General features: G+C 61.2%; 18 protein-coding genes. 3 read left to right on the top strand and 15 right to left on the bottom strand.

From position 1 onward, the window contains the following. Positions 1-23: 23 nt before the first annotated feature. From BXA01_RS25580 to leuC, 13 genes are all read right to left on the bottom strand, one after another. Positions 24-584, bottom strand: a complete 561-nt coding sequence (locus BXA01_RS25580; protein WP_016773942.1) for a CvpA family protein — start codon at positions 582-584, stop codon at positions 24-26. Positions 585-682: 98 nt separating this feature from the next. After that, on the bottom strand, positions 683-1,342 hold the full coding sequence (locus BXA01_RS25575; protein ID WP_076567137.1) for an SPOR domain-containing protein: 660 nt from the start codon (positions 1,340-1,342) through the stop codon (positions 683-685). Next, positions 1,326-2,633, bottom strand: a complete 1,308-nt coding sequence (gene folC, locus BXA01_RS25570) for a bifunctional tetrahydrofolate synthase/dihydrofolate synthase (protein WP_076567135.1) — start codon at positions 2,631-2,633, stop codon at positions 1,326-1,328. Before folC ends, BXA01_RS25575 begins: the two co-directional genes overlap by 17 nt. Then, on the bottom strand, positions 2,630-3,550 hold the full coding sequence (accD, locus tag BXA01_RS25565) for an acetyl-CoA carboxylase, carboxyltransferase subunit beta (protein WP_016773939.1): 921 nt from the start codon (positions 3,548-3,550) through the stop codon (positions 2,630-2,632). Before accD ends, folC begins: the two co-directional genes overlap by 4 nt. 198 nt (positions 3,551-3,748) lie before the next feature. After that, a complete protein-coding gene (locus tag BXA01_RS25560) occupies positions 3,749-4,381 on the bottom strand; it encodes a phosphoribosylanthranilate isomerase (RefSeq protein ID WP_071171655.1) in 633 nt (210 codons plus the stop codon). Positions 4,382-4,445: 64 nt separating this feature from the next. After that, on the bottom strand, positions 4,446-5,270 hold the full coding sequence (gene truA / locus BXA01_RS25555; RefSeq protein ID WP_016773937.1) for a tRNA pseudouridine(38-40) synthase TruA: 825 nt from the start codon (positions 5,268-5,270) through the stop codon (positions 4,446-4,448). A 254-nt stretch (positions 5,271-5,524) separates the two neighbouring features. Then, positions 5,525-8,191, bottom strand: a complete 2,667-nt coding sequence (locus tag BXA01_RS25550) for a FimV/HubP family polar landmark protein (protein WP_076567133.1) — start codon at positions 8,189-8,191, stop codon at positions 5,525-5,527. Positions 8,192-8,400: 209 nt separating this feature from the next. Beyond that, the gene (locus tag BXA01_RS25545) at positions 8,401-9,411 is read right to left on the bottom strand and encodes an aspartate-semialdehyde dehydrogenase (protein ID WP_076567131.1); all 1,011 of its coding nucleotides are present in this window, start codon (positions 9,409-9,411) and stop codon (positions 8,401-8,403) included. Positions 9,412-9,655: 244 nt separating this feature from the next. Continuing rightward, on the bottom strand, positions 9,656-10,768 hold the full coding sequence (asd, locus tag BXA01_RS25540) for an aspartate-semialdehyde dehydrogenase (RefSeq protein WP_016773934.1): 1,113 nt from the start codon (positions 10,766-10,768) through the stop codon (positions 9,656-9,658). A 66-nt stretch (positions 10,769-10,834) separates the two neighbouring features. After that, positions 10,835-11,917, bottom strand: coding sequence for a 3-isopropylmalate dehydrogenase (gene leuB, locus BXA01_RS25535; RefSeq protein ID WP_016773933.1), 1,083 nt, complete (start codon positions 11,915-11,917; stop codon positions 10,835-10,837). Positions 11,918-11,972: 55 nt separating this feature from the next. Further along, complete coding sequence (locus BXA01_RS25530; RefSeq protein ID WP_076567128.1) at positions 11,973-12,740, bottom strand: class I SAM-dependent methyltransferase; 768 nt, start codon at positions 12,738-12,740, stop codon at positions 11,973-11,975. Between the two features lie 132 nt (positions 12,741-12,872). Next, complete coding sequence (leuD, locus tag BXA01_RS25525; protein WP_024012386.1) at positions 12,873-13,517, bottom strand: 3-isopropylmalate dehydratase small subunit; 645 nt, start codon at positions 13,515-13,517, stop codon at positions 12,873-12,875. Positions 13,518-13,519: 2 nt separating this feature from the next. Continuing rightward, a complete protein-coding gene (gene leuC, locus BXA01_RS25520; protein WP_076567099.1) occupies positions 13,520-14,950 on the bottom strand; it encodes a 3-isopropylmalate dehydratase large subunit in 1,431 nt (476 codons plus the stop codon). Positions 14,951-15,089: 139 nt separating this feature from the next. Here leuC and BXA01_RS25515 point away from each other — a divergent pair, with 139 nt between their 5' ends. The 3 genes from BXA01_RS25515 to BXA01_RS25505 all read left to right on the top strand — a co-directional run bounded on the left by BXA01_RS25515 (position 15,090) and on the right by BXA01_RS25505 (position 21,108). Next, on the top strand, positions 15,090-15,980 hold the full coding sequence (locus tag BXA01_RS25515; protein ID WP_024012384.1) for a LysR family transcriptional regulator: 891 nt from the start codon (positions 15,090-15,092) through the stop codon (positions 15,978-15,980). A 63-nt stretch (positions 15,981-16,043) separates the two neighbouring features. Next, positions 16,044-19,322, top strand: a complete 3,279-nt coding sequence (locus BXA01_RS25510) for a PAS domain S-box protein (RefSeq protein ID WP_024012383.1) — start codon at positions 16,044-16,046, stop codon at positions 19,320-19,322. 94 nt (positions 19,323-19,416) lie between these two features. Further along, positions 19,417-21,108, top strand: a complete 1,692-nt coding sequence (locus tag BXA01_RS25505; protein ID WP_076567097.1) for a molecular chaperone HscC — start codon at positions 19,417-19,419, stop codon at positions 21,106-21,108. Here BXA01_RS25505 and BXA01_RS25500 read toward each other — a convergent pair. Together BXA01_RS25500 and BXA01_RS25495 are read right to left on the bottom strand one after the other, a co-directional pair. Continuing rightward, entirely contained in the window at positions 21,105-23,795 is a 2,691-nt protein-coding gene (locus BXA01_RS25500) for a DUF805 domain-containing protein (protein WP_076567094.1), read from the bottom strand. The two genes, BXA01_RS25505 and BXA01_RS25500, sit on opposite strands and share 4 nt — an antisense overlap. Continuing rightward, positions 23,792-24,487, bottom strand: a complete 696-nt coding sequence (locus BXA01_RS25495; RefSeq protein ID WP_076567092.1) for a DUF1266 domain-containing protein — start codon at positions 24,485-24,487, stop codon at positions 23,792-23,794. The genes BXA01_RS25500 and BXA01_RS25495 overlap by 4 nt, the downstream gene beginning before the upstream one ends. Positions 24,488-24,546 lie beyond the last annotated feature (59 nt).

Below are 24,546 nucleotides of genomic sequence, written 5' to 3'. Positions count from 1 at the left end.
AATGGATCTGAACTGAACAGCACTCACTGAGGCGTTTTCGCCGTCGGCAAGAGCTGCTCCTTGAACGGAATCTCAGCGGGTACGCTGATTCCGCTGGCAAGCCACTGACTGCTCCACCCGAGTATCAGGTTTTTGGACCAGTCGGCGACCAATAGAAACTTGGGCACGAGCTGTGATTCTTTCCACCACCCGTCCTGCTGTACCGGCCCCAGGCTCAACAGCCCGACCGCCACGACCACCAACAACACGCCACGCGCTGCGCCGAAGGCCATGCCGAGGAATCGATCGGTCCCGGACAACCCGGTAACGCGAACCAACTCGCCGATAAGATAATTGATCATTGCGCCCACGATCAGTGTGGCGACAAACATGATGGCACAGCCCGCGATCACGCGAGCCGATGGGGTTTCGATGTATCCGGCGAGGTACTCGGACAGTGAGCCACCAAACATCCAGGCAACCGCTCCTGCGATGATCCAGGTCAGCAGCGATAAAGCTTCCTTTACGAAGCCGCGGCTCAGACTGATCAAAGCGGAGATGGCGATGATTGCAACGATCGCCCAGTCAACCCAGGTAAATGGCACAGTGCAGCCTACAGACGGATAAGGCGGCGCATTTTAGCAGAGCGCATGGCTGTCGGTAAGCTGCGATTGTCAGTGCTTTTCAATCGAGGTGATAGATTTCAGCCACGTTCAGGCTGAAAACGGACAACGAAGCCCTTGAGGTTCTGCTGACGACTCAGTAGATCACGCAGACGATCGGCTTCGGCACGCTCGATCAGCGGACCGACGAACACCCGATTCTTGCCATCGGCCGAACGAATGTAGGCGTTATAACCCTGGCTGCGCAGGTTCTTCTGCAGGCTCTCGGCGCTGGCGCGGCTCGACAGGCTGGCCAGTTGCACCGACCAGCTCACCGACAGACCGTTGGCATCGACGCGGCTCTGCGTGGTGTCAGGCTTGCTGGTTGCGGAGGTGATTGGCTGAGCCGGCGCCGGAATCGGCTTGGCCACTGGTGGCGGCGTTGCCGGGCGGGCAATCTGCGCCGGGATGGTCGGTGCCGGGGCGGCCGGGGTGGCCGGTGCAGCGGGCGCAGCTTCTTCAGCGACCTCTTCGTCCGTTGGCACCGGCTCTTGTGGCAAAGCCTGGGGCTCAGGCACGGCGACCGGGTCCATTTGCACTTGCGGCATGGCCGAAGGCTGAGGCGCAGCCGGGGCCTCGACGGTCACCTGACGCTGCTCGTCCTGACGGGAAAACAGCATCGGCAGGAAGATCACCGCCAGCGCCACCAGCACCAGCGCGCCAACCATGCGCTGCTTGTACGCTTTATCCAGCAAAGCCATTTGCCGCTTCCTCCGTGGAGCGCCGGACCAGCCATTCAAGGGCCTCGGCGACACAATAAAATGATCCGAACAAGAGAATCTCGTCGTCACTGGTTGCTACCGCACACTGCCCTTCCAGAGCGGCCGCAACGCTGGCATAGGACGTAACCGAAGCACCAAGGTTCTGCAGCGCTGCCTCAAGTTCAGCCACCGGACGCGCGCGCGGCGAATCCAGCGGCGCGACAGCCCAATGCGCGACACTAGCATTCAATTCGCCAACAACACCATCCAGATCCTTGTCGGCCAGCAATCCGAACACCGCCAGACGCTTGCCAACCGGCGGCCGCGCGGCCAGACGCCGGGCGAGATACTCAGCGGCGTGCGGGTTGTGACCAACATCAAGCAAAACGTTCAGGCGCTTGCCATTCCATTCGAATGACCGACGATCGAGGCGCCCGACCACGCGCGTCGCCTGCAACGCCGCGACAATCTGTTCGGCATTCCACGGCAAACCTGTCAGCAGATAGGCTTGCAGCGCCAGCGCGGCGTTTTCCATCGGCAGATCGAGCAGCGGCAAGTCGCGCAATTCGACCGATTGGCCTTGGACATCGGTGCCGCGCCATTGCCAGTGTTGATCAGTGATGCCGAGATCGAAATCGCGACCACGCAGAAAAAACGGGCAAGCCAGTTCGCGTGCCTTGTCGAGCAGTGGTTGCGGAGGATTCAGGTCGCCACACAGAGCAGGCTTGCCCTGGCGGAAAATTCCGGCCTTCTCGTAGGCCACGGATTCGCGGGTATCGCCCAGGTAATCGGCGTGATCGACACCAATGCTGGTGACCAGCGCAATATCGGCATCGACCACATTGACGGTATCCAGACGCCCGCCCAACCCCACTTCAAGCACCACAGCGTCAAGCGCCGCCTGCTGGAACAGCCAGAACGCTGCCAGAGTGCCCATTTCGAAGTAAGTCAGGGAAGTCTCGCCGCGGCCCGCCTCGACCGCAGCAAAGGCTTCGCAGAGCTGCGCGTCAGTGGCTTCGACGCCGTTGAGCTGCACCCGCTCGTTGTAACGCAGCAGGTGCGGAGAATTGTAGACACCAACGCTCAGGCCCTGGGCACGCAGCAACGAAGCCACGAACGCGCAGGTCGAACCCTTGCCGTTGGTGCCGGTGACCGTGATCACCCGAGGCGCCGGCTGGCCCAGCCCCATGCGGGACGCTACCTGTTGCGAACGCTCCAGGCCCATGTCGATGGCCGACGGATGCAACTGCTCAAGGTAGGCGAGCCATTCACCAAGGGTGCGCTGGGTCATACGTTGGCAGGCACCGGTGGCACCACGATCGGTTCGATCGGCGCGGCGACGAACTTCGGCGTCGGCTTGCCGGTCATCTGTGCCAGCAGGTTACCCAGACGCGGACGCAGTTCCTGACGGTGGATGATCATGTCGATCGCGCCGTGCTCCAGCAGGAATTCGCTGCGCTGGAAGCCTTCCGGCAGTTTCTCGCGCACGGTCTGCTCGATCACACGCGGGCCGGCGAAGCCGATCAGGGCTTTCGGTTCGCCGACGATGACGTCGCCAAGCATCGCCAGACTGGCGGAAACGCCGCCGTAGACCGGGTCGGTCAGTACGGAGATGAACGGAATGCCTTCTTCACGCAGACGCGCAAGCACGGCCGAGGTCTTGGCCATCTGCATCAGCGAGATCAGCGCTTCCTGCATGCGTGCGCCACCGGAAGCGGCGAAGCAGATCATCGGGCAGCGGTTTTCCAGTGCGTAGTTGGCAGCGCGAACGAAGCGCTCACCGACGATGGCGCCCATGGAACCGCCCATGAAGTTGAATTCGAATGCCGAAACCACTACCGGCATGCCCAGCAGGGTACCGCTGACCGAGATCAGCGCATCTTTCTCGCCGGTCTGCTTTTGCGCAGCAACCAGGCGATCCTTGTACTTCTTGCCGTCGCGGAATTTCAGACGGTCAACCGGCTCCAGATCAGCGCCCAGTTCGTTGCGGCCTTCCGGATCGAGGAAGATGTCGATGCGGGCACGTGCGCCGATGCGCATGTGATGGTTGCACTTGGGGCAAACGTCCAGGGTCTTTTCCAGCTCCGGACGGTACAACACCGCCTCGCAGGACGGGCATTTGTGCCACAGACCTTCAGGCACCGAGCTCTTCTTGACCTCCGAGCGCATGATCGAAGGGATCAGTTTGTCTACTAACCAGTTGCTCATGCTTTCTTTCTCCAGTACCGGCGGCCCGAACGCTCTGGTTCGCAGCCCCGCGTATGCCCTTGAGCTAAATTCATGTGTGTGGCGATGGTTGCCGAACAGTGGCGGTCAGCGCGGAACATGACCTGCGACGATTCAGCAACCCTCAGCCGCGCCTGCTTTGTGCAAGTGCATTGATGGACGGCGGCAGACTGCCAGCCGTCACATCGACGATGTATTGCCGCGCACCGCGTTGATGAATGCGCGAATCTTGTGGTGATCCTTGATGCCTTTGCTCGCTTCTACCCCGCCGCTGACATCCACCGCGTAGGGCTTGACCCGTGCTACCGCGTCGGCAACGTTCTCCGGCGTCAGGCCGCCGGCCAGAATCAGCGGCTTGCTCAAGTGTTGCGGAATCAGTGACCAGTCAAACGCCTCGCCGGTTCCGCCGGGCACACCTTCGACATACGTGTCGAGCAGTACGCCACTGGCGCCGGGAAAGGCATCGCAGGCGGCGGCAATGTCATCGCCGGCCTTGACCCGCAGCGCTTTGATGTACGGACGATGCCAGCCTTCACATTCCTGCGCGCTTTCGTCGCCATGGAACTGCAAAAGATCCAGCGGCACCGCATCAAGGATTTCTCCCAGCTCGCAACGGCTGGCATTGACGAACAGCCCCACGGTAGTCACGAACGGCGGCAACGCCTTGATGATTGCCCTAGCCTGCTGCACGCTCACTGCACGCGGGCTCTTGGCGTAAAACACCAGACCGATCGCATCGGCACCGGCTTCGACGGCGGCCAGCGCATCTTCGATGCGGGTAATGCCGCAGATCTTGCTGCGAACGGCTGACATGTCAGGAAAACCTCAAGGCAAAATCCGAAAACGTCCCGGATGGTAACAAAAGCGTTCGACAGCGTCAGCCGTCAAGTTCGGAGAAACCCGTAAGGAAATGTGGCCCGATAAAGCGCTCGGGTAACGGGAATTCGTCGTGATACTCGACCTGCACCAGATAGAGCCCATATGGATGCGCCGTCACCCCGCCGGAGCGACGCTCGCGACTCTCCAGCACTTCTTTCATCCACTCCACCGGGCGCTCCCCGGCACCGATGGTCATCAGCACACCGGCAATATTGCGCACCATGTGATGGAGGAACGCGTTGGCACGAATGTCGAGCACGATCATCTTGCCGTGACGAGTCACGCGCAGGTGATGCATCTTCTTGATCGGCGACTTGGCCTGGCACTGACCGGCCCGGAACGCGCTGAAATCGTGGGTACCGATCAAGTACTGCGCGGCCTCGGCCATACGCTCGGCGTCGAGCGGACGGTGATTCCAGGTGATTTCTTCATTGAGGTGCGCCGGGCGAATCTGATCGTTGTAGATCACATAGCGATAACGCCGGGCGATGGCCTTGAAGCGCGCATGAAAATGCGCCGGCATGACCCTGGCCCAACTGACGCTGATGTCATGGGGCAGATTGATGTTGGCGCCCATGACCCAGGCTTTCAGCGAGCGATCAACTTGAGTGTCGAAGTGCACGACTTGGCCGCAGGCATGCACGCCGGCATCGGTACGCCCGGCGCATTGCAGGGAAACCGGCGAATTGGCGACTTTCGACAGGGCCTTTTCAAGCTCTTCCTGCACCGTCGCCACACCGGTCAACTGACGCTGCCAGCCGCTGTAGCGCGAGCCTTTGTACTCAACGCCCAGTGCGACGCGGTAAAAGCCGTCGGGCGCCATTTCAGCGACCGGGTTATCTATGTTTGCCAAGGTGGGACAGCCTGCTGATTTGCAAAGGCGGGCATTATAAGGCGGTGGGCTGGGGATGCCAGAGTTCTCTATCGGCAGTACCGCCCCCTTGGCGAGCAAGCTCGCTGCCACATTTGCAATGCGCCCCCCCCTGCTCGCGAAAGCAATCGATCAGACACCGCCGAATCCGGCACCAACAAAAACGGCAGCCCCACCGGGCTGCCGCTTGTTGTTTACCGCTGAACTTACGCCAGGTTGGAAAGCATTTCCTTAGCCTCGCCCCGCTGCTTCTCGTCACCCTCGGTCAACACTTCGTTGAGGATGTCACGGGCACCGTCGGCGTCGCCCATGTCGATGTAGGCCTGGGCAAGATCGAGTTTGGTCGCTGCTTCGTCAGTGCCGGCGAGGAAGTCGAAATCGTCTTCTCCCAAATCATCACCCATCGCCGCGTCCGCTTCGGTGAAGCTCGGTTCGGCCATGCTTTGCGACAGGCGATCCAGCTCGGCATTGACGTCGTCCAGCTCGGCCGCGAAGGCATCCGGCTCAGCAGCCGGGTTGCTGTCCATTTCGTCCGCCAGCGACAGGTCGAAATCAGCCGGGAGCTCCAGGTCGTCCTGCGGCACGTCAGCGACAACCGGCGTCTCGACCGGCGGCAAGTCCTTCACGCCGTCGTCCAGATCCAGCAGGAAGTCATCTTCAGCCAACGTGGCCGGCGATGGTTCGGCGCCGAGATCCATATCCAGATCGAAGTCCGACAGATCGTCGAGATTGTCTTTCATCTCGGTCTGTTCTTGCAGCACCGAGGCGAAGCTCAGATCGTCTTCGGCCGGAAACGCGTCGAGCTCGACCGGCGCTTCTGGCTCGGCCACTGGTGCAGGATCGACCGGAGTGATGTTGTCGAGATCGTCCAGACTCAAATCGAACGCAGTGTCGAGATCGTCAGCGGCAGCCTCTGGCGCTTGCGGCTCGTCTTGCAGCAGTTCCTTGACGTACTGCGCGTCCAGTTCGGCAGCGACGGCGGCAGCTGCCAGCCCACCGGCAGCAACCACGGCCATGGCCGGGAAGCGGCTCTTCAGTGCTTCGACCTTGGCGAAGTTATCGCCATTGGCCACCAGTTGACGCTCTTGCGCAACGAACGCATCGCGATCGCCCTGCTGACCGTAGACTTCCATCAGCTTCAGGCGCAGATCGCTGCGTTCCGGCTCAAGGCTGACGCCCTCTTCCAGCAGCGCGGCGGCTTGATTGAGGCGACCGGCATTGATGTGCGATTGCGCTTTGTCGAGCACATCATCAGAGCGTTCGCCGGCCGGGGCCACCAGTGGTGCGGCAATCGGCGCAGCCATCACCACCGGAGTGACGACCGGCGCTGGAGTTGGCGCAGGTGCCGGAGCTGGCGTATTGAGTTTGACGCTGGCTGCCGGGGTTTCCAGGCCAGAGAAGCTGCTTTCCGGCAGATCCTGCTCAGCGGAGAACTCTTGCTCTTCAGCCAGAGCGCGGGCCATGCGCAGGTGCTTTTCGGCTTCCTGCTGGGCTTTGCGGCGACGTGCCAGCAGCAACAGCAGAAGCAGCAGAACCACCGCACCGCCGCCGATCAGGCCGAGCAGGATCGGATTGGTCAGCAGTTCATTGAAGGCTTTGTCGTCATCGGCGGCAGCAGGCGGCGTAGTTTCGACCACCGGCTCGACGACCGGCTCAACCGGGGTTTCCGCTGGCGGCGCGATGGCCGACTCTGGAGTCGGTGAAGCCGCTGCGGCGTCGGCCGGAGTGGCTGGCGGTGTTGCGGCCAGTTCCGCAGTGATCGCCGGCACCGGCGGCACAGCAGCAGTGGCGCCAGGCGCAGCGCCGGCGCCGGCGCCGTCGGCCTGCATCTTCGCCAGTTGATTGTTCTTCAGCTCGATGAGCTTTTGCAGCTTGTCCAACTGGCTCTGCAGATCCGCCATGCGGCTTTTCAGTTCCTCGTTGTCACGACGGGTCGTGTCGAGGTTTTCCTGGGTGATTGCCAGTTTGTTGCTCAGCGCCTTGGCATCGCCGGCCGGGCCTTTCGCACCGGGCTTGGCGCTTTCCGCCGAGACCAGGCTCAGATTGTCCTGAGTGTTAGCCGCTGTACCGGTATTGCCACGACCGCGATTGGTTGCATCCAACTGCTGCTGACCGGTGCCAGGCTTGGCCGCATAACGCCGGCCCTGACGCCAGGCTTCGTTCTGCGCCGCCACTTCAGCGATGGCTGCCGACTGCGGCAGCGCCGTGCTTTGTACCGGGTCGGGCAGACGCAGCACCTGGCCGGTTTTCAGACGGTTGATGTTGCCGTCGATAAAGGCATTCGGATTGAGCGCCTGAATCGCCAGCATGGTCTGCTGCACCGAGCCACCGTTGCGCGCCTTCGCGGCGATTTCCCACAGGGTGTCGCGCGGCGTGGTGGTGTACTGATTGCGATGGGTCGCGCCAGTGGTTGGCGCGGTGATGGTCTGCGACGGCGCCGGTTGCGCGGCGGCGTCAGCGGTCTGCGGCGAGAACTTCGACGGATCGAGCAGCACGCTGTAATCACGCAGCAGGCGGCCATTGGGCCACATCACCTGCACGAGGAACTTCACCATCGGTTCCGACAGCGGTTGGCTCGAGGTCACGCGCAACACGCTTTTGCCGCTGGCGTTGAGTACCGGGGTGAACGTCAGATCATTGAGAAAGGCCTGACGATCAACGCCAGCCTTGGCGAAATCTTCAGGGGAAGCCAGGCTCGGCACCACCTCGGCGGCGGTGAGATCCTTGACGTCGAGCAGCTCGATTTCAGCCACCAACGGCTGGTTCAGGGTCGACTTCAGGGTCAGCTCCCCGAGCCCGAGGGCATGCGCCATACCGGAGGACAGCGCCGAGGCGGCCGCTATTGCTAACACCAGTTTGCGAACTTGAACCATAGCCTCATCCTTTTTTTGAACGTTCCTCGGCCAGCGAGAAGCTTTTGAATACCGCTGCCGTAAGGCATTGCGCGCGACGACGGGGGTCGCCGCGCGCGATCATTTCTGTGCTGCCCCGGAAAGTCCCGGAGGGTGACTCGTCATCGACGCGCTTCGGGCAAGCATAGCGCTCACCTAGAATCAGTCGACAAATTGTTGCCAAGTATCTTTTACAGCAGGTCTTTTATCAACAACTCAGCCAGTTGCACGGCATTGAGCGCCGCGCCTTTGCGTACGTTATCTGACGTCAGCCAAAGATTTAGTTCCGCCGGGTCGTCGACACCACTGCGCACGCGGCCGACATAGACCACGTCCTGCCCCACCGCATCGCCGACCGCGGTCGGATAATCGCCGGCCTCGACCAGCTCGATGCCCGGTGCTGCCTCGAGCGCGGCGTTGACCTTTTCCAGGTCAACAGCGCTGCCTGACTGCAAGGTCACGCTAAAGCTATCGCCAAAAAACACCGGGGCTTGAACGCAAGTGGCAGAAATCTTCAATAAAGGTTTTGCCAGCACCTGGCGCAACTCGCGCACCAGACGTTTTTCCAGCAGCGTATGGCCTTGCGCATCAGGCGTACCGACTTGCGCCAGCAGGTTGAACGCCATCTGCCGATCAAAGAAGGTCGGCTCCAGCGGGCGCATGTTCAGCAGCTCGGCGGTCTGCCGCGCGAGCTCGGTGACCGCTTCGCGACCTTGGGCAGAAACGGCCAGGTTGGCGGTGACGTTGACGTATTGCAGATCGAGCAGATCAAGCAACGGCGCCAGCACCACCGCAAGCGCCGTCGCAGACGGGCTTGGGCTGCTGACCTGGAATGGGCTTTTCAGACTGGCGAGAATATCGGCATTGGCCTCGGGCACCACTTGTGGCGCCTGATCGGCGGGCAAGGCGCCAGACAGGTCGATCAACGAGCAACCGGCAGCATGGGCGCGAGCGGCGTAGCTCAGCGACACCGCAGCGCCGGCAGCGAAGAACACCAGTCTGACCTTGCTGAAATCGAACTCGTCGACCTCGCGCACACGGACGTTTTTGTTGCGGAACAGCACCGAGCTGCCGGCCGATTCACTGCTGGCCAGCAGGTGCAGGTTGCCGACCGGAAAGTCGCGCTCTTCGAGAATCTGTACGAGGGTTTCGCCGACAGTACCGGTGGCGCCGATAACGGCGATATCGAAAGTCTGGGTCATGGAGCTACCTCTGGCAAAACGGGGGAGCGGCACTTTACCGGGTGGGTGGCGCACAGGCAATTTCTGCGGGATTTGCGGCGGCTGTGCCGGCCCTTTCGCGAGCAGGCTCGCTCCCACAGGGACCGCATTTCAATGTGGGAGCGAGCCTGCTCGCGAAAACGGCAGTACAGACACCGGAGAAATCCTTGGCATAAAAAAACCCGCACCTCTCACAAGGCACGGGCTTCTTCATTGCTTCAAGCGATCAACGCTCCAGCAGGATCCGCAGCATGCGGCGCAGCGGTTCGGCCGCGCCCCACAGCAGTTGGTCGCCGACGGTGAAGGCACCGACGAATTGCGAGCCCATGTTCAGCTTGCGCAGACGACCGACCGGTACATTCAGGGTGCCGGTGACCTTGGTCGGGCTCAGCTCCTGCATGCTGATCTCGCGGTTGTTCGGCACCAGCTTGACCCAAGGGTTGTGCTGGCTGATCAGCCCTTCGATATCGGCGATCGGTACGTCTTTGTTCAGCTTGATGGTCAGCGCCTGGCTGTGGCAGCGCATAGCGCCGATGCGCACGCAGATGCCGTCGACCGGGATCGGGCTCTTGAAACGACCGAGGATCTTGTTGGTCTCGGCCTGGGCCTTCCACTCTTCGCGGCTCTGGCCGTTCGGCAGCTCCTTGTCGATCCATGGGATCAGGCTGCCGGCCAGCGGTACACCGAAGTTTTCGGTCGGGTACGCGTCGCTGCGCATGGCTTCGGCCACGCGACGGTCGATGTCGAGGATCGCGCTGGCCGGATCGGCCAGTTGATCGGCGACAGCGGCGTGGGTCGCGCCCATCTGCTTGATCAGTTCACGCATGTTCTGCGCGCCGGCACCGGAGGCCGCCTGATAGGTCATGGCGCTCATCCACTCGACCAGACCGGCCTCGAACAGACCGCCCAGACCCATCAGCATCAGGCTGACGGTGCAGTTGCCGCCGATGTAGTTCTTGGTGCCCGCGTCCAGTTGCTGGTCGATGACCTTGCGGTTGACCGGGTCGAGAATGATCACCGCGTCATCGTTCATGCGCAGGCTCGACGCCGCGTCGATCCAGTAACCCTGCCAGCCCGCTTCACGCAACTTGGGGAATACTTCGCTGGTGTAGTCGCCGCCCTGGCAGGTCAGGATCACGTCGAGGGTCTTCAGCTCGTCAATGCTGTAAGCGTCCTTGAGCGGAGCAATGTCCTTGCCCACGGACGGGCCTTGGCCACCGACATTGGACGTGGTGAAAAACACCGGCTCGATAAGATCGAAATCCTGCTCTTCCAGCATCCGCTGCATGAGCACGGAACCGACCATCCCGCGCCAACCGATCAGACCTACACGTTTCATCGCAACTACACCTTCTTGAAAAGTGGGCCGCTGCTTTGTATTGAATTTCGCAGCGGGCCCGAGAGATTACAGATTCCGCAGCGCGGCGACTACTGCGTCGCCCATTTCCTGCGTACCGACTTTGGTACAACCGGCCGAGTGGATGTCGCCGGTGCGCAAGCCCTGATCGAGCACGACACTGACGGCTTTTTCGATGGCATCGGCAGCGTCGTGCAGATTGAAGCTGTAACGCAGCATCATCGATACCGACAGGATCGTCGCCAGCGGGTTGGCAATGCCTTTACCGGCAATGTCCGGGGCCGAACCGTGGCACGGCTCGTACATGCCCTTGTTGTTGGAATCCAGCGAAGCCGACGGCAGCATGCCGATCGAACCGGTGAGCATCGACGCTTCATCGGAGAGGATGTCGCCGAACATGTTGTCGGTGACGATCACGTCGAACTGCTTGGGCGCGCGCACCAACTGCATGGCGGCGTTATCGACGTACATGTGGCTCAGCTCGACTTCCGGGTAATCCTTGGCCACCTGCTCGACCACTTCGCGCCACAACTGGCTGGATGCCAGGACGTTGGCCTTGTCCACCGAGCAGAGCTTCTTGCCACGAACCATGGCCATGTCGAAACCGACACGGGCGATGCGGCGGATTTCGCTTTCGCTGTACGGCAGGGTGTCGTAGGACTGACGCTCGCCGTTGTCCAGCGTACGGGTGCCGCGCGGCGCGCCGAAGTAAATGCCGCCGGTCAGCTCACGGACGATGAGGATGTCCAGGCCGGCAACGATTTCCGGCTTCAGGCTCGACGCGTCGGCCAGTTGCGGATAGAGGATCGCCGGGCGCAGGTTGCCGAACAGGCCCAGTTGCGCGCGGATTTTCAGCAGGCCGCGCTCAGGGCGGATGTCACGCTCGATGGTGTCCCATTTCGGGCCACCGACAGCGCCCAGCAGCACAGCGTCGGCAGCGCGGGCGCGATCAAGGGTCTCGTCGGCCAGCGGCACGCCATGCTTGTCGATGGCCGCGCCACCGATCACGTCGTGGCTCAGCTCGAAGCCCAGGCTGTACTTGTCATTGGCCAATTCCAGCACCTTGACCGCTTCGGCCATGATTTCCGGACCAATACCGTCACCCGGGAGAATCAGAATCTGCTTGCTCATGCTTTCCTCGTGTCTTCAAGCGGTGCGCCACTGAACGGCGCGCCGGGAAAAATTCCTATCGCTCGGCCATCAGTACGATGACATCGGTACTGAACGAGCCGTCGGCATCTATCTCAAAATACTCACGCACTTCGTTGCCCATCGACTGCTGCAACTGGCGGATCGCCGCGCGCATCACGTCAGGTGTGCGCATGCGCTCGACCCAACTGCTGTACTCCAGACGCAGGCGCTGACGGGTGGTACTGCGCACGTGCAGACCGGCTTCGCTGACCTGGCGCAGCCACTCGGCGGCGGAGTAGTCGCGGACATGGCTGGTGTCGCGCAACACCTCAACGCTTTGCAGGTAAGTGTCGAACAACGCACTGCCCGGTGACAACACATCAACGAACGCTGCCACCCCGCCCGGCTTCAGCACCCGACGCACTTCGCGCAAGGCCAGACCGAGGTCGCTCCAGTGATGCGCCGAATAGCGGCTGAACACAAAATCGAACTCGCCATCGGCGAACGGCAAGCGCTCGGCAGCACCGTTGACGGTAATGATGTTGCTCAAGCCGCGATCAACGGCAGCGCCGGCAACCACATCAAGCATTTGCTGCGACAAGTCGTATGCCACCACTTCCCTGACCAGCGGTGCGGCATGAAAGCTGACGTGACCGGCGCCACAACCCAGATCCAGCACCCGCGCACTGCCCTGCCCGGCCAGCTCAGCCTGCAGCAGTGCGAATTCGGTGCCCTGGGCATGAACCGCGCTGCTCAGGTAAGCGGCGGCCTGATCGCCGAATTGCTTCTGGACGACCTGGGTGTGCTGGGCGGTGCTGGTCATGGTCACATCCTGGTATCTATGTTGTTTGCGCTGCCATCTTCGCGAGCAGGCTCGCTCCCACAGGGGAATGCATTCCAAGGTGGGAGCGAGCCTGCTCGCGAAGAGGCCCGCCCTGACTACATCAATCTCGAATCACGCGTCGCGAAACAACCACGGCTGGCTAACTCGATGCTTGGCCTCGAACGTCGCAATAGCATCGCCGTCCTGCAAGGTCAGGCCGATATCGTCCAGACCATTGAGCAGGCAGTGCTTGCGGAACGCATCGATCTCGAAGCTGTACACCTTGCCATCCGGGCGGGTCACAGTCTGCGCCTGCAAGTCGATCTGCAATTGATAACCCGGCTCGGCTTCAACCTGCTTAAACAGTTCATCAACTTCTGCATCGCTGAGGATGATCGGCAGCAGGCCGTTCTTGAAACTGTTGTTGAAGAAGATGTCGGCGTAACTCGGCGCGATGATGCTGCGGAAACCGTACTCTTCCAGCGCCCACGGCGCGTGTTCGCGGCTCGAGCCGCAGCCGAAGTTCTCGCGGGCGAGCAATACGCTGGCACCCTGATAACGCTCGGCGTTGAGGACGAAATCCTTGTTCAGCGGGCGCTTGGAGTTGTCCTGATACGGCTGGCCCACATCCAGATAACGCCACTCGTCGAACAGGTTCGGACCGAAACCGGTGCGCTTGATCGACTTCAAGAACTGCTTGGGAATGATCTGATCGGTGTCGACATTGGCACGATCCAGAGGCGCGACAAGACCAGTGTGCTGAGTAAATGCCTTCATCTTTACTGTGCTCCTTGGATCAATTCACGAACGTCGATGAAACGGCCGTTCACTGCTGCTGCCGCAGCCATGGCCGGGCTGACCAGGTGGGTACGGCCACCGGCGCCCTGACGGCCTTCGAAGTTACGGTTGGAAGTCGAGGCGCAATGCTCGCCGGACTCCAAACGGTCCGGGTTCATCGCCAGGCACATCGAGCAGCCTGGCTCGCGCCATTCGAAACCGGCCTCGAGGAAAATCTTGTCCAGCCCTTCGGCTTCAGCCTGCGCCTTGACCAGACCCGAGCCCGGCACGACGATCGCCTGCTTGATGGTGGAGGCGACCTTGCGGCCCTTGGCGATCACCGCAGCGGCGCGCAAGTCTTCAATGCGCGAGTTGGTGCAGGAACCGATGAACACGCGATCAAGCTGAATGTCGGTGATCGCCTGATTGGCGGTCAAACCCATGTATTTCAAGGCGCGGACGATCGAGTCGCGCTTGACCAGATCCATTTCCTTGGCCGGGTCCGGGACGTTCTGATCCACGGCCAAAACCATTTCCGGGGACGTGCCCCAGCTGACTTGCGGCTTGATCTGCGCGGCGTCGAGCTCGACCACGGTGTCGAATTTGGCATCGGCATCGGAAACCAGGTCTTTCCAGGCTTCGACGGCCATGTCCCACTGCTCGCTTTTCGGCGCGAATGGACGACCTTTGACGTAGTCGATGGTCTTCTGATCCGCCGCCACCAGGCCGACGCGGGCGCCGGCTTCGATGGACATGTTGCAGATGGTCATGCGGCCTTCAACGGACAGATCGCGGATCGCGCTGCCGGCAAATTCGATGGCGTGGCCGTTACCGCCGGCGGTGCCGATCTTGCCGATCACCGCAAGGACGATGTCCTTGGCGGTCACGCCGAACGGCAATTGGCCTTCGACGCGCACCAGCATGTTTTTCATTTTCTTGGCCACCAGGCACTGCGTGGCGAGGACGTGCTCGACCTCGGAGGTGCCGATGCCGTGGGCCAACGCACCGAATGCGCCGTGGGTCGAGGTGTGCGAGTCACCGCAGACCACGGTCATGCCCGGCAAGGTCGCGCCCTGCTCCGGACTGATCACGTGAACGATGCCCTGACGCACGTCGTTCATCTTGAATTCGACGATGCCGTATTCATCGCAGTTGTCATCGAGAGTCTGCACCTGCAAACGCGAGACCTGATCGGCAATGGCTTCGATGCCGCCCTTGCGCTCCGGGGTGGTCGGTACGTTGTGGTCCGGGGTCGCGATGTTGGCATCGATGCGCCAAGGCTTGCGCCCGGCCAGACGCAAGCCTTCGAAAGCTTGCGGCGAAGTCACTTCGTGGATGATGTGACGATCGATATAGATCAGCGCCGAGCCATCGTCGCGCTGCTTGACCAAATGCGAATCCCAGAGCTTGTCGTAGAGCGTTTTGCCGGCCATCAGACGGTTCCTCATCAGCTTGTTTCTATGCCTTGGGCTTATCAATAACCCTTTGGCTTGTGAGGCCGATCCTATGGGGTTAGATTAAATAACTCAAATTCATATTTTTTATGCTTTGGATAACCAACTGGAATGCGACATGGACTTGGCTAACCTCAACGCTTTTATTGCCATCGCCGAGACCGGCAGTTTCTCCGGCGCCGGCGAACGCCTTCATCTGACCCAACCGGCGATCAGCAAGCGCATCGCCGGTCTTGAGCAGCAATTGAAGGTGCGCCTGTTCGACCGACTGGGCCGCGAAGTCGGCCTGACCGAGGCCGGTCGTGCCCTGCTGCCACGGGCTTATCAGATTCTCAACGTGCTCGACGACACCCGCCGCGCCCTGACCAACCTGACCGGCGAGGTCAGCGGCCGCCTGACCCTGGCCACCAGTCACCACATCGGCCTGCACCGCTTGCCGCCTCTATTAAGGGAGTTCACCCGCCGCTACCCACAGGTTGCGCTGGATATTCAGTTCCTTGATTCGGAAGTGGCCTACGAGGAAATTCTCCACGGCCGCGCAGAACTGGCGGTCATCACCCTGGCGCCAGAGCCGCACACCCTGGTCAAAGCCACGCCGGTGTGGGACGACCCGCTGGATTTTGTCGTCGCCCCGGAGCATTCGCTGATCAACAACGGCGCCGTCAGTCTGGCGGACATCGCCGGCCATCCGGCGGTTTTCCCAGGCGGCAACACGTTTACCCACCACATCGTCCAGCGTTTGTTCGAAGCTCAGGGCCTGACGCCGAACATCGCCATGAGCACCAACTACCTGGAAACCATCAAGATGATGGTCTCCATTGGCCTGGCCTGGAGCGTGCTGCCGCGCACCATGCTCGACGAACAAGTGGCAAGCATCGCATTGCCGGGCATACAGCTCACTCGCCAGCTAGGCTATATCTTGCACACCGAACGGACGCTATCGAATGCAGCACGCGCCTTCATGGCCCTGCTGGATGCACAAATCGATCGGCCAGGGATCCCGGCCTGACTTGTGCTACTCCTATAGAGCCGCTCCTGTGCCTAACGCCACTCAGCTCAAGGCCCGCTGACAATGCCGAAATCTGTTGACCGAACTCCGCCGATGCCGCGAATCCAGGCCGTTGATCCGCGCCATTCCGAGCAGAGCTGGGAAAGCGCGCCGCAATTGCTCGCCGCGCTCAACGGCGCGCGGCTCGGTGCCTGGTATTGGGACATCGAGCGCGGGCAGATCAGCTGGTCGCGGGGCACGCAGGCATTGTTCGGTTTCGATCCACGGCAGCCATTACCCGCCGACCTGGAATACCTCGACCTGTTGCCGCCGGAAGACCGCGCGAAAACCGTGCGCGCTTTCCACGCGGTGATCGCCGGCGCCCCGCTGGAGCAGGCGATGCATCACCGTATTCGCTGGCCCGACGGCAGCCTGCACTGGCTGGAGATCAGCGGCAGCCTGCTGCCAGACAAGAACGGCCGGCCCCGAATGATCGGGGTGATTCGCGAAATCACCCACCAACGCCAGCGCGAGCAGGCCTTGAGCAGCTCGGAGAAACGTTTCGCTACACTTTTCCACCTATGCCCCAACATGGTTCTGCTGACCCGTCAGGATGACGGTCTGATCAGCGAGGCCAACCAGTATTTCGAAAGCCTGTTCGGCTGGCCGGTGCAAAGCGCGATCGGCCGCACCACCCTGGAACTGGGCTTGTGGGTGCACCCCGAGCAACGCGCCGAACTGGTGAAGAAAACCAAAGCCAAGGGCGAGCTGATCAGCATGGAAGTGCAGTTTCGCGCCAGCAATGGCCAGGTGCACGACGGCATCCTCAGTGCACAGAAGGTCGAGCTCGAGGGCCAGCCCTATCTGCTCAGCACGTTCCTCGACACCACTGAACGCAAAGCCGCCGAACTGGCCTTGAAGGACAGCCAGGAGCGCCTCGACCTGGCACTGGACTCGGCGCAACTCGGCACCTGGGACTGGCACATCCCCAGCGGCATGCTCTACGGATCGGCGCGCGCTGCGCAATTGCACGGGCTGGAGCCGATTCCATTCCATGAATCATTCGAGGAGTTTTTCGAAGGCGTGCCGGGCGAGGAACGCGACAGCATGCGCGATGCCTACCGCAGCCTGCGCGAAGGTCCGGCCGGCAATTATCAACTGACTTATCGCGTGCAACTGCCCGACGGCAGCTCGCGCTATCTGGAAAGCCGCGCGCGTCTCTATCGCGACGACAACGGCGCACCGCTGCGCATGGCCGGCACGTTGCTGGACATCACCGATCAGGTCGAGCGCGAGCAGCGGCTGGTCGCCTCGGAAGAGAAATTCGCCACGCTGTTTCAGGTCAGCCCCGATCCGATCTGCGTCACGCGCCAGGAAACCGGGGAGTTCATCGAAATCAATTCCAGCTTCAGCCAGACCTTTGGCTGGAGCGCCGCCGATGTGATTGGCCACACCGCCGAAGAAATCGGCCTGTGGGACGCCTCGGCAAAGAGCCTGCAACGCATCGAACGAGTGATCCGCGAACAAGGCCTGAGCAACGTGGCCATTCTCGTCCAGCACAAGGACGGCCAGTCGCTGACCTGCGTGATTTCCAGCCGGCAGATCAGCGTCGGCGATCAGCCGTGCATCGTCACCACCCTGCGCGACATTACTCAGCAACAACGCTCGGAAGCAGCGCTGAAGGCTAGCGAAGAAAAGTTCGCCAAGGCGTTTCACTCAAGTCCAGACGCGATCACCATCACCGAACGCGACACCGGGCGTTATCTGGAGGTCAACGACGGCTTCTGTCGCCTCACCGGCTACCGCGCCGACGAAGTGGTGGGCAAAACCGTTTATCAGGTGGGGATCTGGGCCGAAGAGAAACAGCGCTCGACCTTACTCGCCGAGTTGCAGATCAAGGGCCGCGTGCATCATCAGGAAATGCTCGGGCGCAACAAGCGCGGCGAGTTGCTCACCGTTGAGGTCTCGGTCGAGCCGATCACCCTCAATGAAACCGCGTGCCTGCTGCTGACCGCGCGTGACGTCAGCCTGTTGAAGAACGCCGAAGCGCAGATTCGTCACCTGGCCTATCACGACCCGCTGACCAACCTGCCTAACCGCGCCCTGCTGATGGATCGCCTGAGTCAGCAGATCGCCCTGCTCAAGCGCCATAATCTGCGCGGCGCCTTGCTGTTTCTCGACCTTGATCACTTCAAGCACATCAACGACTCCCTCGGCCACCCGGTCGGCGACACCGTGCTGAAAATCATCACCGCGCGGCTCGAAGCCAGCGTGCGCATGGAAGACACGGTGGCGCGCCTCGGTGGCGATGAGTTTGTGGTGTTGCTCAGCGGCCTCGAAGGTTCGCGCAGTGAAGTCAGCGAGCAAGTGCGCGCGCTGGCCGACACCATTCGCGAATTGCTTTCGGAGCCGATGTTCCTCGATGGCCAGCGCCTGCAAGTGACGCCGAGCATTGGCGTGGCGCTGATTCCCGATCACGGCTCGACCCCGACCGACCTGCTCAAACGCGCCGACATCGCCCTGTACCGGGCCAAGGATTCCGGGCGCAACACCACGCAGATGTATCACAACACCATGCAGAAAGCGGCCAGCGAACGCCTGCGTATGGAGACCGACCTGCGCCTGGCGCTGTCGCGCGGCGAGTTCAACGTGCACTTTCAGCCACAGGTCGATGCCCGCGACAACCGCATCATCGGCGCCGAAGCCTTGGTGCGCTGGAACCATCCCGAACTGGGTGCGCAGTCGCCCACCGAGTTCATCAAGGTACTGGAAGATAGCGGCCTGATTCTCGAAGTCGGCACGTGGATCCTTGATGAAGCCTGCAACGCCTTCAAACAACTGATCGCGTTGAAACTGGTCGACCCGCTGAACTTCAGCCTGTGCGTGAACATCAGCCCGAGACAGTTCCGCCAGAACGATTTCGTCGAACGCATCGAACACAGCATGACCAGCCACGGCCTGCCCTGCTCGCTGCTGAAACTGGAAATCACCGAAGGCATCGTCATCCAGAACCTGGAAGACACCATCAGCAAAATGCGCCGCCTGAAAAAGCTCGGCGTGAGCTTCGCCATGGACGATTTCGGCACCGGTTATTCGTCGCTGACTTATTTGAAGCGTCTGCCGGTAGACACCCTGAAGATCGACCAGTCGTTCATCCGCGATGCAACCACTGACTCCAATGTTGCCGAGATCATTCGCGCAATTGTCGCGATGGCCCGCAGCTTGGAATTGGAAGTGATTGCCGAGGGCGTGGAGACGCCCGCGCAACTGGCGTTTTTGCAGGGGCTGGAGTGCCATTTGTATCAGGGCTATCTGCACAGCCGACCGGTGGGGTTGGAGGATCTGAAAAAACTGCTGCCCTGAATCGGCGGTCGCACAGACTGGCAACAGAGCAACAATTGCCACGCTTTGCCTCAGCCTGTAGGGTCGCGTTTTTTGCGCCGCTTCGAGATCAACCATGCAGGATGCATCCCTTCCCCGCCCGGCCCTGCTGGGCATCGACCTTGGCACCACCAACAGCCTGATCGCCGTCTGGCGTGAAGGCCGCGCCGAACTGATCCGCAACGCCCTCGGCGATGTGCTGACACCGTCGGTGGTCAGCCTTGATGAAGACGACACGATTCTGGTCGGCAAAGCCGCCCGCGCCCGCCTGACCACGCACCCGGAACGCACTGCCGCCGCGTTCAAGCGCTTCATGGGCAGCGACAGGCAAATCCAGCTCGGCTCTCGCCAGTTCAGCCCGGAAGAGTTGTCGGCGCTGGTACTTGGCTCACTCAAGCAAGACGCGGAAGCCTTTCTCGGCCAGGCGGTCACAGAAGCGGTCATTTCCGTACCGGCATATTTCAGTGACGAGCAGCGCAAGCGCACCTTGTTCGCCGCCGAACTGGCCGGGCTGTCCGTGACGCGCCTGATCAATGAGCCGACCGCTGCCGCCATGGCGTACGGCCTGCACGAACAGAAGTTCGAACGCACGCTGATATTCGATCTCGGCGGCGGCACGTTCGACGTCACCGTGCTCGAATACGCATTGCCGCTGATCGAAGTGCACGCCTCCACTGGCGACAACTTTCTTGGCGGCGAAGACTTCACCGCCGCCCTGTTGCAGGCCTGCCTGAAACACTGGCAGCTCACACCCTCAACGATCGATGCACAAGCCATGGCCAGCCTCGGTGATGCGCTCGAACAGCTGAAATGCAAACTCGGCGAAGGCGCGCAGCACTTGAGCTGGCGGTATGCCGAGCAGACATTCGAATGGGAACTGGATGAAGCCGCTGCAGTGAAAATATGGGAGCCGTTGCTGGCCCGCTTGCGCGCGCCAATCGAACAGGCTCTGCGCGATGCTCGACTGAAACCGCGCGACCTCGACAGCCTGGTGCTGGTCGGTGGCGCCACGCGCATGCCGGCGGTGCAGCAGATGGTCGCCACATTGTTTGGGCGCTTGCCTTATCGGCATCTTGATCCGGACACCATCGTGGCGCTGGGGGCGGCGACGCAGGCGGCATGCAAGGCGCGGGACGGTGCGGTCGAGGAATTGATTCTGACCGATGTCTGTCCGTATACGCTGGGGATTTCGACCAATCGTGGCGAAGGCGTCAGTGGCGCGTTCTCGCCGATCATCGAGCGCAACACGGTGATTCCAACGTCACGGGTGCAGCGTTACTCGACGACGTTTGCGCAACAGACTGAAATCCGTGTCGCGGTGTATCAAGGGGAACGCCCGTGGGTACGCGACAATATTTTCATCGATTCTTTCGACATCCAGTTCACCCCTAGTGAGCAGCTGCAGAGCCTCGATGTGCGTTTCAGTTATGACATCAACGGCCTGCTGGAAGTAGACGTCACGCTTCTGGAAACCGGCGAACGTTACGGCCACAGCATCGACCGCAGCCCGACCGGACTGGATGAACAGGCGCGCAGAGACAGCCATGCCCGGCTCGCGACGCTCAAAGTCCACCCCCGCGACGCCCTGCCCAACCGCACCCTGCTCGCACGCCTGGAGCGAGCATGGATGCAAACTCTGGGCGACGAGCGTGCGCGCATTGCCGAGTGGATGGACACCTTCAACACCGTGCTTGCCGGCCAGCAAGCCAGCGAAATCGCCAGCCACCGCTCAGCGCTGAATGATGCGCTGGATCAGATGCGTCTTTAACCGTTCAGTTGCCGTAAAGCAGCCTGCAACCCGCCGGACAACATATCTGCCCCACTGTCCGGCGGCACGCCATAGCGGTTAGGCAGTTTGTCTCCCGGAAAGCCGAACAAAACCAGCGGCAGGAATGGCAGAAACGGCGACAATCCAAGAAATATCAGCAGTGTCGGTATGCCCCGGCCCATATCGTGCAACCGCCGTAGAACTGCCGCGAACAACAGCAGCACGCCAAGCAAAAAGATGACCATCCCGCCAATCGTCGTGCCCGTTATCAGCCCGGCTATTGGGGTTACCACTACGCATCCCAGGACCTGAGCGATAAAAGCCTTGCGCCCCAGCCGTGATCCGAGGCGCCAGAAAGCTTTCGCTGGTACTGGCTGGACATCACTGTTGGCTAACAGCAACCGCTCCGACCACGACAGCAACGCGCACAGTGCCAAGCGCAAACCGACGCTGTTCTGCACGTCATCCTTACCCTGCTGCAGTTGCCGCAATACTCGCGTTTTCGGCACACCGGCAGCGCCGTAGCGAATCAAGCTTTTGAGCGCATCCAGCGCCTCATAGGCCAATAGTTTGTCGACACCGAAATCCGTCAACACCTTGCGCGGTGGCCACACCGGTTCGCCCTTGATCAGACCGTCGCGAAAGCCTTCGAACCAGTCATCCTCGCAACTGAGCGCTTCAATCGACTGCAACAACGCCCGGTGCTGCTCGGCGCTCAGGCTTGGATCGTGGTAGAGCACGCCCCAGAACATCAACAAGCCCAGCAGGTCATCGCCGCACGCCGCACGGTCACTTTCGACGCAGGTGTAAAGCAGGGTATTGGCGGGCAGCCTGGCGCTGTCGAGAGCCTGCTCGACACTGAACAACTGTTGCACCAGCAAACCGTGCACAGGATCGTCACCCTGCAGCCAGCCGAGCAAACCGGCGCCATTGCCCTGCTCACGCAGCAAGCGCCGCAATAGCGGCTGCAGTCGGCTCAAAGGATGCGCAGGATTGAACGGCAAACGCTCCAGACACTGCGCATCAATCAATTGCAACCAGCGCTCGGGTTGTTCCAGCAATGCCAGCAAAAATACGGTTTGAGCGTGCCAATCCCAGATGGCCGCTCCCAAACCGATCGGCGGCAAACCTGTCGCGCGCCGACTCAACTGGAGCATGAGATCAAGCTCCGAGAGGTCATTGCCGTCTTTGACCGCACTCAGCTCGAACGCGTCGGCAATGCGTGCAAGCGCCGTGTCGCTATAGGGCCGCAAGCGCCGCAACCACAGACGACAAACCTTGTGCAGCGCACCTTCGGACAACGCGAGCGGCAATTGCGGTGAAAGTGTTTGCGAGTCAGTGAAAGCGCTCATGGCCTGCGCAACAGGCGCCTTGGCCAGCCAATGCAGATGTTGCCTGGCCTGATACTTCAGGCCGCTCAAAACCAGGCATTCCAGCGCGTCCACCGGCGGCGGTTCGTCGACAATCTGCTGCAACAAGGCCGAATCACCACGATGCAGCGCCCAAGCGTGCCGGTACAGACACAGCAAACGGCTGTCGTGGTTTTCGCCGATCAACTGCGCGAGCAATGGCAGCTCGTCGCCCGCCATGCGCCAATCAACAAAGCTCTGCGCCAGCGCATCAAGTTTGAGCCGTCCGACACCCAACCAACGGGTCAACGTCTCGGGCCGTTGTGACGGACTGCCATACACCTGGCACTCAGCACCCAGTTCGTCCGGCCAAACGGCGCAGTCCTCCAGACGATCGAACGCCTGAATCAGCAACGGCAGAAAGGTCGGCTGACGCTTGGCACACAGCTCCAGCAAGCGACTCTCTGCCGCGGGATGGCGATGTTCGCTCCAGAGCCGAATCCAGTATGGAAACGCTTGATCGTCGTGCCCCAACAGACTGTACTGACACGCCAGCAGGTACAGCCAGTCGACGTTATCCGGCGCGGCATCGTGCTGTTCGGCACAGCATTGCAGGAACGTCGGCGCGCCCATCCCCGCTTGGGTGAACTGCACCAGCAACCGCTTGAGGTACGCGGCATCGTTGGGTAACGGCAAGCACGTGTGCCGACTGGCGAACTCGGCGAACTCGTGAAGAGGACGCTGAGTAAAGATGAAATCGAGGCTACGGGCATACCACAGCGACTCGGTCTGTGCCGGCTCTGACCAGGCGCTCATCAGATCCGTGTCGAACGGGTCGGGCGCCTTGATGCGCTGCAAAAAGCTTTCTACCGCTTGCGCATCGTCGAATGCCAGATCGAGCAATTGCTGGTCCCAGGCCATGCGTTGCGCCAACAGATTCGCACAACGGTAGGACAACGGACCGGCGCCGGACAGTCGGTGGTACAAGCCCCAGTTGAGGTCATCGAAAACCTCCAGTGACAACTCATCCAGCGTCCGGACGAATGCCTGCCACGCCCCGTGATTGAAGCGTCGCGCGGGATCATCCAGCAGCGCACAGAAATCCAGGAAAGCTTGAGGCGCCCGAACGACATTGGCTTGTGCAGCGTCGATCTCGTCTTCAGCCTCTGCCTCCTCTTCACGGGCCAGACGCAGGGCACTCTCGTAGGCCATGCGTAGCGCTTGAAAACCTTCCGGATCGGTTTCCGGATGATGCGCCGGCAAACGGGCGCGATAGGCGCTGCGAATCAGGGTTTCGTCAGTAGTCGGCTCAATGCCCAGTCGAATCCAGCAACTCATGACCAGTCGAACTCCCCAAGCGATGCCGGACGAGACGGCGGATCAATGTCCATGTGCCAAGGCAGATCAGCGAGAAAGTGTGGAATGTTTTGCGCAAGGCCTCGGGCAATCCTGGTGTTGAAAGCGCTGGTGCCCTCACGACTCATCTCGACCGCCAGTTCATCATCGCTTTTGCTCATGCAGCACCAAAAGGTTCGTCCCACCAGAAAGCCGTTGAAATAAGCCATCCAGCTGCCGTAATGAAACTGCGCCCGCAACGCCAGACGACTGTGCAACCAGTTGCTCTCGGCCAGATCGATCCATTGATTACGCACGGCGCAGCGCAACAGAAAGCCCATCCGGCCGTAATCCCAGGACAAGATGCCGCCGGGACCACAGCTGCCGAAGGTACGGCTGGCAAATTCATGCAGGACGCGCTCGCGCGGGTTCAGCTCATTGAGCAAGGACTGCCATTCACTCGGCAGGCATCGCTGCCACGCCAGATAGGCCGCACTGAGGTGTTTGGCATGGCCGTCGTCGGTCATCCATCCGAGCATGTCGAACAACTGTTGCCGATCATCGATACCCCAACTTTCCTTGAGGTTGATGTAACGATCGTTGCAGAACGCCGGGTCGTCATACCCGGCGCCGGTGTTGAGCGCGGCCATTGGTGCGGACAACGCGCACAGCCAGCGCTGTTGAATCTCGTCCATGAAAAAAGGCTCCAGGCCGACCGCTGGGAAATGGGGGTCGGCAAAACTGCGCAGATTGT

This window comes from Pseudomonas sp. B10, assembly GCF_900156235.1.
Taxonomy (GTDB): Bacteria; Pseudomonadota; Gammaproteobacteria; order Pseudomonadales; family Pseudomonadaceae; genus Aquipseudomonas; species Aquipseudomonas siliginis.
The sequence above is the reverse complement of the archived record's forward strand: the minus strand, read 5'-3'. Positions and strand labels throughout refer to the sequence as shown.

Coding starts and splice junctions, on each gene's coding strand:
- BXA01_RS25575 (WP_076567137.1), bottom strand. CDS start 1,342: ATGGCTTTGCTGGATAAAGCGTACAAGCAGCGCATGGTTGGCGCGCTG.
- folC (WP_076567135.1), bottom strand. CDS start 2,633: ATGACCCAGCGCACCCTTGGTGAATGGCTCGCCTACCTTGAGCAGTTG.
- accD (WP_016773939.1), bottom strand. CDS start 3,550: ATGAGCAACTGGTTAGTAGACAAACTGATCCCTTCGATCATGCGCTCG.
- BXA01_RS25560 (WP_071171655.1), bottom strand. CDS start 4,381: ATGTCAGCCGTTCGCAGCAAGATCTGCGGCATTACCCGCATCGAAGAT.
- truA (WP_016773937.1), bottom strand. CDS start 5,270: ATGGCGCCCGACGGCTTTTACCGCGTCGCACTGGGCGTTGAGTACAAA.
- BXA01_RS25550 (WP_076567133.1), bottom strand. CDS start 8,191: ATGGTTCAAGTTCGCAAACTGGTGTTAGCAATAGCGGCCGCCTCGGCG.
- BXA01_RS25545 (WP_076567131.1), bottom strand. CDS start 9,411: ATGACCCAGACTTTCGATATCGCCGTTATCGGCGCCACCGGTACTGTC.
- asd (WP_016773934.1), bottom strand. CDS start 10,768: ATGAAACGTGTAGGTCTGATCGGTTGGCGCGGGATGGTCGGTTCCGTG.
- leuB (WP_016773933.1), bottom strand. CDS start 11,917: ATGAGCAAGCAGATTCTGATTCTCCCGGGTGACGGTATTGGTCCGGAA.
- BXA01_RS25530 (WP_076567128.1), bottom strand. CDS start 12,740: ATGACCAGCACCGCCCAGCACACCCAGGTCGTCCAGAAGCAATTCGGC.
- leuD (WP_024012386.1), bottom strand. CDS start 13,517: ATGAAGGCATTTACTCAGCACACTGGTCTTGTCGCGCCTCTGGATCGT.
- leuC (WP_076567099.1), bottom strand. CDS start 14,950: ATGGCCGGCAAAACGCTCTACGACAAGCTCTGGGATTCGCATTTGGTC.
- BXA01_RS25515 (WP_024012384.1), top strand. CDS start 15,090: ATGGACTTGGCTAACCTCAACGCTTTTATTGCCATCGCCGAGACCGGC.
- BXA01_RS25510 (WP_024012383.1), top strand. CDS start 16,044: ATGCCGAAATCTGTTGACCGAACTCCGCCGATGCCGCGAATCCAGGCC.
- BXA01_RS25505 (WP_076567097.1), top strand. CDS start 19,417: ATGCAGGATGCATCCCTTCCCCGCCCGGCCCTGCTGGGCATCGACCTT.
- BXA01_RS25500 (WP_076567094.1), bottom strand. CDS start 23,795: ATGAGTTGCTGGATTCGACTGGGCATTGAGCCGACTACTGACGAAACC.
- BXA01_RS25495 (WP_076567092.1), bottom strand. CDS start 24,487: ATGGACGAGATTCAACAGCGCTGGCTGTGCGCGTTGTCCGCACCAATG.